We start from the raw sequence: 11924 nt of genomic DNA on the forward strand, positions 1-11924 counted from the left end.
CTCTCACAATTCACGGAATTTAGAAAGGGCGGCGGTCAGCCGGTCCATGTTTTCACGGGTGTAGGCGGCATAGTCGAAATCAAGGCGCGAATGGATTTCCGAGGTCATCGACCAGAGCGTTTCTCGCATCAGGGACGTGCATTTCATGGCCTGGTAGGCCCGCCAGTGCGTTTCTGCCGGCGCCTCGAAATACTGCTCGAGCATCGCGTTTTCCTGTGCTTCGCACAGACCATTGTTGGATGCGAGGCCGGCAAGATCGAAGAGCGGCGAGTTGAATCCGCCATATTCCCAGTCGATCAGCCAAAGTCTTTCACCGTCATCAAGAAGATTGGCTGCGAGCAGATCATTGTGCCCGACAACAAGGTCGACCGGGCCAACGGCCTTTTCGAGATCGGAGAGGGTGTCCATCAGACCAGGGAGTAAGTCAGAATGTGCCGATCTATCGGCTTTCAGGCGCGTTACGTAGGTCCGGTTCACTTGAAACGGCCAGAATGTGAGGATCGGGCTGCTCAGATGGCCGCCCAGTTCCCGATGAGCTCTGGCGACCAGATCAATTATCTTGTTCAGGTTCGCCGGGTCACGGACGTCTGCTTCCTCGAAGGTTCGCGCCTCCACGAAATTCAAGACCAGAACTCCGGGTTCCTGATGAAAGACAGCCGGAGAAACGCCTGCCATCTCAGCAGCCTGGCTGAGTGCGAGTTCGTTCCAGCGCATGACGCCGTGCTCGGGAATGTCGTCGCCAAGGCGGACGACAAAACGGCGGTCACCGTCGCGCACAAGAAGATTGATGTTGGTGATGCCGCCTCCCAATGGGGTTATGTCCTGAGGGTCGGAGAAGCAGGCAAGTGCCTTGGCTCGTGCAATTGCGGTTTCAGACATGCTTAAATCCCCAACCTTTCGCGCTGGCCTGTCGCAAGCGCGTTGATGACCCTGTCGGTAATGATTGCAATGAAAGCGACTGAAAGGCCGGCGACGATACCTTGGCCCGCATTGGCCTTGGTCAGGGCGATATAGACTTCCTGACCTAGGTCCCTTGTGCCCACGAGCGCGGTGATTACCAGCATGGACAGTGCAAGCATTATTGTTTGGTTCAAACCCAGAAAGAGGTGCGGTGTCGCGAGCGGCAGCTTGATGCGCCACAGCAGTTGCCGCCTGGTGCAACCGGACATCAGTCCCGCCTCGATCAGGGACGGCGGAACCTCCTTGAGACCGTGCGCAGCGTAGCGGACGGCGGGAGCCAGTGCATAAAGGATCACGGCAATCATGGCACTGAAATCGCCGACGCGAAACAGCATGACAACCGGGATCAGATAAACAAAACTGGGCAGGGTCTGCAGCGTATCCATCAGCCCCAGGATGACGCGCCCGGCGCGTGGACTTTCTGCAGCCCAGACACCAAGCGGTATGCCGATGATCGTCGCAATCAGAACCGAGACACCGCACAAGTAAATCGTCACCATGGCCTTGGACCAAAGCCCGGAGGCGGCGATGAAAGCCATCAGAAGTCCTGCGAGCAAGCCGATCTTCCAACCACCGACCCGCCAGGCGATGAGAGCGGTCGCAACGATCCCCCAGGCCCAGGGAATTCCGCTGAAAAACTTCTTCACCGGGAGAAGCAACCATTGAAGGATCACCGTCTTGATGGCTTCGAATGTGTCGAAGAAGTTGACGTTGATCCATTGCATTGCATCAGACCAGAACGGTCCCGTCGTAATCGTCAGGGCATCCGGATAAGTCTGAACAGCCGGGACGAACTGGCCCAGAATGAGCGTTGACGCGATCACAAGAAAGACCGTTCCGGACCATGGGTGGCGCTGCAAGAGGTTGCCTTCCAGGGGGTGACGCGCGCTCCGTTCCGCGAAGGCCTGGCTTGCCCGATCGAGCGCGATCGCCATGACCACGATGCCAAGCCCAGCCTCGATGCCTCCGCCGATATCCAACCGTCGCAGGCTGGACAGAACATCGAAGCCGAGGCCGCCGGCGCCGATCATGGACGCGATGATCACCATGTTGAGCGTCAGCATGATCACCTGGTTCACACCGACCATCAGGGTCGGAACCGCCGACGGAACGAGGACCTTCCACATCATCTGCCGATTGCGGCAACCTGCCATGCGGCCCGCTTCGATCACTTCCTTCGGTACCGAGTTCAGTGCGACGATGGTTATACGGACCATGGGTGGCATGGCATAAATCACTGTTGCAACGAGTGCTGCGACGGGACCGAATCCGAACAGGATCAGGATGGGTACGAGATAGGCAAAAACCGGAACGGTCTGCATCAGGTCCAGGATCGGCCGCAGCATGCGCTCAAACCAGCGGACCCGATACGCCAGGATCCCAAGAAAAAGTCCGCCAACGACGCCAATCGGAACCGAGATAAGCACCGAGGCAAGCGTCACCATGGCGCTTTCCCATTGCCCGAATACGGCAAGATATAGAAAACAGGCCCCGACAAGAACGGATAGAAACCAGTCGCGCGCGTAGTGCCCTATCGCCATGATCGTCACGATCACCGCAACCCAGCTGAGCGCCGGGGCTATCTGTGCGGCGGCATCGCCGACGCCGCTGCTGAAGCCTTCGACCAGCAGATTGCGCAACACCTGATACGGGGCTTCGATCAACGCCGAGATGGCACGGGTCAGGTCGCGAAACGAAAAGAAGTAGAAGCCGGCGCTTTCAACCAGCCAGTCAAGAAACGCACTGATGCGGTCTTCGAGTGGCAATTCCCAACCCTTGGGGTAGCGAACGATCCAACGGGCATCGAGTGCCTTGTAGAGCTGAAAGGAGTAGCTCGACAGCAGCCAGGTGACTGCGAAGAGCGTTCCCCAGAACAGCCAGCCGGACTTTGCCACGCGCGCACTCATCTGCGTCCCACCAGCACGTCGATGACCGCCTTTCGGGAAATCTGTCCGACCGGCCTGTCACCGTCCATGACTTTGTGCGGGAGGTCCGAAGCTTCCACCGGATCGGCAATGGCTTCGATCACGGCGTTATGGGAAACTTCGCCGGCGAAGCTGTCGCCGTTCAGCGGTTCCATCACGGATGCTGCGCGGATTACCTTCGCCCGGCTGACATGGCGCGTGAACTCAGCGACATAGTCTGTTGCCGGTTGCAAAACGAGATCTTCAGGGGTCGCTACCTGTTCAATGATCCCGTCCTTCATGACCGCAATTCGATCCGCGAGCCGGATGGCCTCGTCAAAATCATGGGTGATGAAGACAATCGTCTTGTGAAGGATGTTCTGAAGCCGAAGGAACTCGTCCTGCATTTCGCGCCGGATCAGAGGATCAAGTGCGGAGAACGGTTCGTCCAGAAACCAGATTTCCGGTTCGGCGGCGAGGCTGCGGGCAATGCCGACGCGCTGCTGCTGACCGCCTGAAAGTTCGCGCGGGAAATAGCCCTCACGCCCCTTGAGACCCACCAGTTCCACGACTTCTCGAGCCCGTTCTTCGCGCGTCTTCTTGTCAACGCCCTGGATGTCGAGCGGAAAAGCAGCGTTTTCCAGAACCGTCAGATGCGGCAGCAAGGCGAATTGCTGGAACACCATGCCCATTTTCTTGCGTCGGATCTGGATCAGTTCCTCTTCACTGGCACTGAGCAGGTCCTTGTCCTCGAAACGGATTTCGCCAGCTGTGGAATCCACAAGCCGCGACATGCAACGCACAAGCGTGGACTTGCCGGAGCCTGACAGCCCCATGATGACGAAAATCTCACCCTTCCGGATCTGGACATTCACCGCCCGTACCGCTCCGATGAGATTGGCCGCCTCCAGATCGGCGGAAGAAGGAGTGGCGTTGGTCTTCAAAAAAGTATCGGCCTGCGGGCCGTATAACTTCCATACGTTCCGGCAATCGAGAATTACGGGCTTCGTCATCCAGTCCTCGGTGGAGGTTTTATTCCCTGTGTCGGGAAACTGTCTTGCCAGTCATCCGGACTGGTGTCCTGCACGCATCAAATTCGGATTGCTGCGTGCAGGAAGTATGGAACGGCCTTATTTGGCAATCCAGCCCGACCATGTGTCCTTGTTGTCGGCCATCCATGCGGCAACCGTGTCATCAACGGATTTGCCGTTGAGATCGACTTCGGTGACCATGGCGCCATAATCGGCGTTGGAGAGGTTGAAGTTCCCGATTGCCTTCGCAGCGCCCGGCCACTTGTCGGCGACACCGGCCCAGCTGACTTTCCAGATTGGACCGCGCGGCTTGCCGCAGTCATAGGCAGCATCCGGGTTCACACCAACCGACGGATCGGCGTAGCATTCCGGTGAGAACGGCGGGAATTCAACGAATTCACCATCATATTTCGCAGGGGCCCAGTGGGGCGCATAGACCCAAAGCATGATCGGGTCCTGGCGTTGGTAAGCTGCTTCCAGTTCGGCGAAAAGGGCCGCGTCAGTGCCGGCATGAACCACCTCGAAGTCCAGTCCGAGAGCCTCGACACGCTCTTCATCAAAGCCGCCCCAGGTAACGGGTCCGCCCAGGTAGCGGCCGAATGGCGCAGTTTCAGGCGTCGAGAATTCTTCAGCACAATCCTTCAGAGCTTCCCAGTTGGGGAGGCCGGGGCAGCGCTCTTTCATGTAGGACGGGTACCACCATTCCTCGATTGCCTGGAGACCGGTTTCGCCAAGATTGACGACATTTCCTGTCGCAAAGGCCTCGTCCATCGCTTCGCGCCCGGTCGTTTCCCAAATTTCCATGGCGACATGCAAGTCGCCCGTCTTCAGGCCTGCGAATTGGGCAATATAGTCGGCTTGAACATATTCGACGTTATAGCCGGCTTCCTTCAGAACTTCGCCCATGAGCTTGGTTGTGATCAGCTGGCCGGACCAGTCATGAAGAGTAAGTTTGATCGGATCGCTGGACTCGGCTGCGAGTGCAGGCGCGACTGCCAACATTGCGGACAGTGCTAAAGAAACGCGCTTCATATTTTCCTCCCTGACGAATTTTGCCAATGCGGGACTGCCCAGGCATCACCCCCTCAGCAGATGCCATCTCGGCACAACACCTTCTTAGACTGCCAGCATAAATCAACAAAAAGCAACATATGGCTTCAAATTTTGTGGGTTTTGGATACATTTTGAGCATTAAGCGATCATTCGTTAGTCAATAATCGTCGGAAATGCGGAGAAGCGCGGAATGCCGGATCTTTCGAACAGGTTGGAAAAGGCCTTGGCGATGACTGAAGAGGCTGCAGCAGTCAGCCTTCTTTATTTCAGGAAAAATCCCGAGACCGAAACCAAGGCTGATTTGAGCCCTGTCACCCAGGCAGACAAGGCGACAGAAAGATCTCTCAGGGACAGCATCCAGCTACATTTTCCTGATGAAGCGATCTTCGGAGAGGAATTCGGACAGACCGGGGAGGCGGCTGCGATGTGGATCATTGATCCAATCGATGGCACACGTTCGTTCATCGCCGGCCTGCCGCTTTTCGGCATGTTGCTTGGGTTTCTGATCGAAGGCTGTCCGAAGATGGGTGTGATCCGGATGCCGGCACTCGGCGAAGTCTATGCCGGGGGCAAAAACCTTCAGGCCACGTGCAACGGGACGGCCATCCATGTCAGCTCCTGCCGTTCTCTTGCAGACGCCCGCCTGTTCATCAATGAGGGCGACAAACTGGCTCTGTCTGAACCGGAAGCATTTCAGCGCCTCGTTCGTTCGGGACAGCTGCGCAGACTGGGTGCCGATTGTTATCCGCATGCGCTTTTGGCGCGGGGCCATGTCGATGCCGTCGTGGACTACGATTTGCAGCCCTACGATTATCTGCCGGTATCTGCCGTGGTTGAGGCGGCCGGCGGGGTCATGACGGACTGGCAAGGCAATCCGCTGACAATGACATCAGACGGACGCACTGTCACGGCAGCCACTCCGAACTTGCATGCCGAACTTCTGGAGGTGCTCAACCGGCCCTGACGGCAGCAACATGTGACTGAAAGGACGGATCCTGCATCAGTTTCCGGCAACGTTCGAACCGGCCGGTGGCGTAGGCCCAGAAGTCTTCGGCCGGGTTTTCGTCCGCAAGCTGAATTAGCCCCCACAGGGTCCAGAGCAAATCGCACATAGCCTTGTAGATCACAACCCGGCCAGTCTCCGCGGCTGTCGGCTTGCGGCCAAAATAGGCCTCGAGCATTTCCGCATCTTGCGCCGCATTCATTCCAGCCTCAACCGAGAGATCTCCGAGATCCCACAAAGGATCGTTCATGCCGGAATACTCCCAATCAACGATCCACATCCTCTCGCCGTCATCCAGGAAATTTTCGCAAAGAGGATCGCAGTGGCAAGGTGCCAGGGGCAGGTTTGCCGCAGCCAGAACCTCACCAATGGGCATTGCGATGGTCACAACATCCTCATACCCATCCGGCAGGGAAACATCCTTGGTCGATAAAACCTTGAGGTAATCGTCAATCATGGAAAAAAGCTCGAAGCGGAACCGGAATGTTTCGCCCGATGCATGCAGTCTGGCGAGAGCGGCCCCGGCCCGGCCCGGCGATCCGGCACGCGACTTGAAGAGATTGGGGGTCATGGTTTCGATCCCGTCGATCGTACGCATGATCATCACGCCGGATGCGGCGTCGGCGTAAAGGACATCGGCGGAAACACCGGCCTGGGCTGCAGCGATTGCATTGTGCTTCTCGACGCTCCGATCGATGTATTCTTCGGTGTTTTCGCCCGGAATACGGACGACAACCGACTGATCGTCGAGGTCGACGCGGTGCACGAGATTGGTCAATCCGCCGAGGCGGGTTATCTGCTTTGCCGAGACAATGTCTGCAAATTGCGGCGCGGAACGCAGTGCCGTGAGCACCTTTTCAGCGTGTTCCGTCATATTCCCCCCGTTTATCCCTTGAGTGCGCTGTTTTCAGGATCGTAAAGTGGACTGGTGGCCTGTGTGACCGGGTGACGTTCCCCAAAGACTTCCAGACTGAAATCAGTGCGGTTCCAGTGCGCCTTGTCCAGATATCCGCGCACAATTGTCCGTCCGACAGTATACCCATAGCCAACCGAGGTCGCGGACGAGACCACCTGGTCTCCAAGCAGGACGGTTTCTCCTCCTGTCAGTGGCAGATGGTCCTTCGTGACGAACGTGCAAAGCTTGCGTTCGACACCCTTGTTCTTTTGCGTCTCCAGGACCGAACGCCCAAGGAAATCACCTTTCGATTTGAGGTGAACCCTGAAGCCGAGGCCAGCCTCGATGGGGGTATAGTCCGGTGTGACATCGCCGGACCAATAAACGTAGCCCTTTTCCATTCTGAGGCTCTCGATCGCCCTGTACCCGACATTCGTTATGCCGTGGGCTTTACCAGCCGCCCAGAGCGTGTCGTAGACATGGGTGGCAAATTCGGTCGGAATATGCAGTTCATAGCCGCGCTCACCGACATAGCCGATACGGGCTGCCCGAAGCGGAGCCGCGCCGACGACGATTTCCTTCATCGTGGAGAAAGGGATCGCCTGATTGGAGACATCGCTTTCGGAGGCAGTCGCCAAAACGTCACGTGAGCGCGGCCCGACAATGTTGATGACCGCATATCCGCTCGTCACCTCGATGATGTGTACTGAAGCGTTTTCAGGCAGATTGCGTTTGATCCAGTCGCTGTCGTGAACACCGAAACCGGATCCGGTCACCAGATAGAACCGATCTTGATCCAGCCGGATGATCGTTACATCCGCCTCAACGCCCCCACGATCATTGCAAAGCTGGGTATAGATGACCGAGCCGACAGGCTTGTCCATGTTGGAAACAGCCAGCCGTTGCAAGACTGCGAGAGCATCCGCACCGACAATCTCGAACTTGGAAAAGCTCGACTGGTCAATCAACGCGACCCGCTCCCGGACGGCCTTGTGTTCTTCGGCTGCGTATTTTTTCCAGCCAGGATCCAGGAAGTCCAACTGGTCAACCGGTGCCACGCCTTCAGGGGCGAACCAAAGCGGTCGTTCCCAGCCGTTCTTTGAGCCATAGACCGCGCCCTGGTCCTTGAGCGTCTGGTAAAGCGGTGACAATCGCAATTGACGAGCGCTCTCGTGTTCCTGGCCCGGATATCTCTTCTTGTAATGGTGGGCATAGTGTTCAACCGCGCGCGGATACATGAAAGTGCGGGTTCCGTGGTGTGGCCCGAAACGGCGCACATCAAGCGGCCATAGGTCGAGAGAAGATTGCCCCTCGACAACCCATTCGGCAATCATTTCACCGGCTCCGCCGCCTGCGGCGATGCCGTAGAGAAATCCGGTTGCCATCATCAGATTGTTGAAGCCGGGCTGCCAGCCCATGACAAAATCACCATCGGCGGAATAGGGGATCGGCCCGTTGATGACCTGGCGGATGCCGACCTCGTTGACGACCGGCGTGACCTGGCTGGCCAGATCCGCAAGCGGCAGAAAGCGATCCAGGTTTTCCGGCAGCAACTGACGTACGAAAGCACCTGGAATGCCCCGGTCTCCAAAAGGAAGCGTATCCTCTTCATAGCCACCGATGACCAGCCGACCGGCCACATCCGGCTTGTAATAGACCAGGCGCTCCGGATCGCGCAGCGTCGGGAAATGGCCAACTTCGGTGCCGGTCGGCTCGGTGACGATATACTGGTGTTCGACCGCGCAAGCGGGAACGCGAATGCCGAGTTTCGAGCCGAGTTCCCGGCTCCACATGCCGGCTGCAAGGATGATTGTCTGGGCTTCGAACGTGCCTTCACTTGTCTCGACATTCGTGATCCGGCCATTCGAGACAGCAAAGTCGAGCACCTCGACCCCTTGGCGGATTTCAGCGCCCTGGCGGCGGGCAGCACCCGCGACAGCCTGACAAAGCGAAGCCGGGTCGACATAGCCATCAGAGGGAATGAAAGCAGCACCCTCAAGACCGCGCGCCTCAATCAGTGGGAACAGATCCTTTGCCTCGTCAGGAGTTATGATCTGCATTTCCAGCTCAAAGCTGCGCGCCATGGTGGCCAGACGCTTTGCTTCCAGAAGACGTTCCCTTGTCGCGGCAAGTCTGAGCGAACCGGTTTTCTTCCAGTCGAACTGCATGCCTTCTTCGTTTTGAAGCCGGTCATACATTTCAACCGACTTTTTAAGCATACGCGTGGTATTGCGCGATGAGCGCAGCTGCCCGACCAGTCCGGCAGCGTGCCATGTCGCTCCCTCCGTCAAGCCTGCACGTTCCAGGAGAATCACATTCTTTTCGCCCATCCGGGTCAGATGATATGCGATCGAGCATCCGATAATGCCGCCGCCGATGATCAGGTGTTTGGCCGAATGTTGGGTCAATTTGCAGATCCAAATGCTGAGGGACAGCTCAAATCCTAACAAAAATCAACACCGCTACAATAGAGTTGTTGAAATTTGTTGAATTCCAAGTGCAAAATAGACTTATTCGACCAGAAACTTTGGTGTAAACAGGCTTCATGTCGAAATACGAAACAACGCTCTTACAGACCGTGGACATGCGTGGCACCGTCAGTGTGCAAGAGCTGTCGCGTCTCCTCGGAGTTTCGGACCAGACCATCCGCCGGGTTTCGCGCCCATTGGTTGACCGGGGCGCGCTGCAGAAGGTGCATGGCGCTTTGGTTTCGACCAAGTCGGCGGCGGATCTGCCATATCTGGCCCGCATGAACCTCAACCGTGAAGCCAAGGTGACGATCGCTGAAGAGGTCGTGAAAATCATCCAGGATGGCGACAGTATCGCAATCGATACCGGATCAACCTCCGGTTTCGTTGCACAGGCGCTGCGAAACCGGCGCGAACTCACCGTTGTTACCAATTCGGCCTATGTGGCAAGCACGCTTGCGATGATCCCGGGCAACAATGTCTCCATGGCGGGAACGCAATTGCGGGACCATGACGGTGCCTCCTTCGACCGGTCAGCGTTTGATGTCATTGAGCGAATGCAGGTGGATTACGTTCTGTTGTCCGCCTCGCTGGTCGACGCCCGGAAGGGGTTTCTCGTCCACGAGCAATGCGAGGTAGACATTGCAAGCGCAATGCTGGCAAATGCGGCGCGTGCGATCATGGCGGTCGATCACTCCAAATTTGAGCCACAAATGCGCAAGCCGGCGCTCCGTCAGCCAACATTGAAACCCGGCGACTATCTCGTGACCGACAGAGCACCATCTGCGGATTTTGCCGACTTGTTCGCGGATCTGGACATTCGGTTCCCCTGACGACCGGCCACCCTTCACCTGCCTGCCCTTTTACCTACTGTCAGATGCCGTAGATCGCCGATGCGGTCTCAGTTTCCAACGATCAGCTGACGCCATGATTGGCTTCTGCTTCGCTGCAGGAACCGCGACGCCTCTGTTGGAGCAATAGTTGTTTCACCTGTTTTCGCCGGAAACCTGCAAAATCCGTGAGGAAGCCAGGCGGAGGTATTGGATCGGACCATGGCGTGCGCCACTTCAAAGCGCAAAAACTTTAGGAACCAGTTCCTGTCGCCAGTCGAACTTGAATGGAAACAGAAGGTGAAAGCTGAGCGACTCTAGAAACACTGGGCTCATCATTGGCAAAGACAAACTACAATCAAACCAGACTTGCCGAGATTGACAAAAATTCAAATTAACTGCCGCTCTATGATCATTGTTGTGACCATTTAATACCCCAGCAACATCTAATTGAGGCCGTAAAGTCTGCGCACCTTATGCGGGTGTCTCACCGAGATGTCACCTCGTGGGACGAGAACTAGATAGATGGAGATTACCCATGAAAAAGTCTATGTCCGCAGTACTTGCATTTGGTGCCCTGTTCGTGTCTTCAGCCGCGTTTGCGCAAGCCGTTGATTTTGCGACGCTGGATGCAAACCAGGATGGCTTTGTGACGTATGAAGAAATTCAGGCTGCAGGTGCTACGCTTGCAGAAGAAACCTACAAAGCAGCCGATGGGAACCAGGACGGCATGTTGGATGAAGCTGAATTCTCAGCGATCCCGCAATAAGCCGTAAAATTGGCAAAGGGGACCGGGATATCCTGGTCAGGCCTCCCAACCTGGTGCCGGTTTCCCTTTGCCACTGGTTCAATCAGGTGCAAGCTGCCAGCTGGCTGTTCGAAGAGTTTCCCTGCAGCAGCGAAAATATTCTGGCACAAGGGCCTGATTGTGAAACGCTGATGCCTCAAGGCATCAGCGTTTCTTTTGCCCGATCAAGAGGTGTCGATCGACTCTCTCAATTGGCGGTATGGTTGTGAAGCTATTTGCGAAACTGCTCATGCCTTCAGAAACGGGTCTGACCCGATTGTGAATTTTGTGTGCACTTCCGGTGAAAGAGGAGTGCTCAGATGCCGAAGAAACGGTTTTCTGGCTTGGACAGTAGCTTGTTGCTCTCGTCGGGGTCATTCACTTGATGCGGCACCCTTAGAGATCGGGGCTATCTGTTTTTCTATCCCCAATACGTGGGATGTCTCCAGTAGTGTTATTTTGCCACCTTGGCGAAATGCTCAATCGACTTAAATCCAAGATCAACAAAATAGCACCTGACTTGCAATTCTGAGGTTACGAGCGGCAACGTTTTGGCTGCAGTGGCCGGTGTCGGCGGGTTCATTGCCTTTTATGACGGATTGCAATTGGTCACGGACATGCCGGGGCAGAGCTTCTTGCTGAGCATGGATGCGGCCTTCAACCGCTTCCCCGATGTTCTGGTATCCACCGGCCTGGCAGCCATCGTCATTCTTACGATTCTCCTAGGACAGTTTTTCGACGACCGCAGACGAAGGCCCCTGAAAAGGTGGATCGATCGAATAGCGTCCGCAAACGGGCTCGGGCTCGTGGCTACCACTCTCTATTTCGAGGCCAGCTGGATCACGTTCGCGGCGGTCAGCTTTGTTTCCATGTCCGCACTATTGCGGCTTTGCAGAACCAGCCCGGTGTTTTGAATCCCGCGATTCGAAATATGCAATTAAGTCAGATAGTTGCCTTAAAGTGCTTGTTAGCTTGCCGCCTTTCTAACCTTGT

10 protein-coding genes are annotated in these 11924 nt (G+C 56.4%); 4 read left to right on the forward strand and 6 right to left on the reverse strand.

All coding sequences use genetic code 11. From position 1 onward, the window contains the following. Window positions 1-3: 3 nt before the first annotated feature. The 4 genes from FIV00_RS08885 to FIV00_RS08900 form a co-directional block, all read right to left on the reverse strand. Window positions 4-879, reverse strand: a complete 876-nt coding sequence (locus tag FIV00_RS08885) for a phosphotransferase (RefSeq protein WP_152500413.1) — start codon at window positions 877-879, stop codon at window positions 4-6. A gap of 2 nt (window positions 880-881) precedes the next feature. Then, window positions 882-2867 (reverse strand): proline/glycine betaine ABC transporter permease, encoded by a 1986-nt coding sequence (locus FIV00_RS08890; protein ID WP_152500414.1) that lies wholly within the window; start codon window positions 2865-2867, stop codon window positions 882-884. Further along, entirely contained in the window at window positions 2864-3877 is a 1014-nt protein-coding gene (locus FIV00_RS08895) for a glycine betaine/L-proline ABC transporter ATP-binding protein (RefSeq protein ID WP_152500415.1), read from the reverse strand. Before FIV00_RS08895 ends, FIV00_RS08890 begins: the two co-directional genes overlap by 4 nt. Before the next feature lie 117 nt (window positions 3878-3994). After that, window positions 3995-4927, reverse strand: a complete 933-nt coding sequence (locus FIV00_RS08900; RefSeq protein WP_152500416.1) for an ABC transporter substrate-binding protein — start codon at window positions 4925-4927, stop codon at window positions 3995-3997. Window positions 4928-5138: 211 nt separating this feature from the next. On the opposite strand from FIV00_RS08900, the gene FIV00_RS08905 reads away from it, so the two are divergent. Beyond that, entirely contained in the window at window positions 5139-5912 is a 774-nt protein-coding gene (locus FIV00_RS08905; RefSeq protein WP_209006866.1) for an inositol monophosphatase family protein, read from the forward strand. On the opposite strand, the gene FIV00_RS08910 is transcribed toward FIV00_RS08905, so the two are convergent. Beyond that, window positions 5899-6825, reverse strand: coding sequence for a choline/ethanolamine kinase family protein (locus tag FIV00_RS08910; RefSeq protein ID WP_152500417.1), 927 nt, complete (start codon window positions 6823-6825; stop codon window positions 5899-5901). The two genes, FIV00_RS08905 and FIV00_RS08910, sit on opposite strands and share 14 nt — an antisense overlap. Before the next feature lie 11 nt (window positions 6826-6836). Continuing rightward, the gene (locus tag FIV00_RS08915; RefSeq protein ID WP_152500418.1) at window positions 6837-9254 is read right to left on the reverse strand and encodes an FAD-dependent oxidoreductase; all 2418 of its coding nucleotides are present in this window, start codon (window positions 9252-9254) and stop codon (window positions 6837-6839) included. 137 nt (window positions 9255-9391) lie between these two features. On the opposite strand from FIV00_RS08915, the gene FIV00_RS08920 reads away from it, so the two are divergent. The 3 genes from FIV00_RS08920 to FIV00_RS08930 all read left to right on the forward strand — a co-directional run bounded on the left by FIV00_RS08920 (window position 9392) and on the right by FIV00_RS08930 (window position 11845). After that, the gene (locus FIV00_RS08920) at window positions 9392-10147 is read left to right on the forward strand and encodes a DeoR/GlpR family DNA-binding transcription regulator (protein WP_152500419.1); all 756 of its coding nucleotides are present in this window, start codon (window positions 9392-9394) and stop codon (window positions 10145-10147) included. A 535-nt stretch (window positions 10148-10682) separates the two neighbouring features. Then, window positions 10683-10913 carry a hypothetical protein gene (locus FIV00_RS08925; RefSeq protein ID WP_209006867.1) on the forward strand — a complete coding sequence of 77 codons (231 nt, stop codon included), beginning with the start codon at window positions 10683-10685 and terminating at the stop codon, window positions 10911-10913. 569 nt (window positions 10914-11482) lie between these two features. Beyond that, window positions 11483-11845 carry a hypothetical protein gene (locus FIV00_RS08930; protein WP_152500420.1) on the forward strand — a complete coding sequence of 121 codons (363 nt, stop codon included), beginning with the start codon at window positions 11483-11485 and terminating at the stop codon, window positions 11843-11845. The last annotated feature ends 79 nt before the right edge of the window (window positions 11846-11924 follow it).

The organism is Labrenzia sp. THAF82 (assembly GCF_009363435.1).
Taxonomy (GTDB): Bacteria; Pseudomonadota; Alphaproteobacteria; order Rhizobiales; family Stappiaceae; genus Roseibium; species Roseibium porphyridii.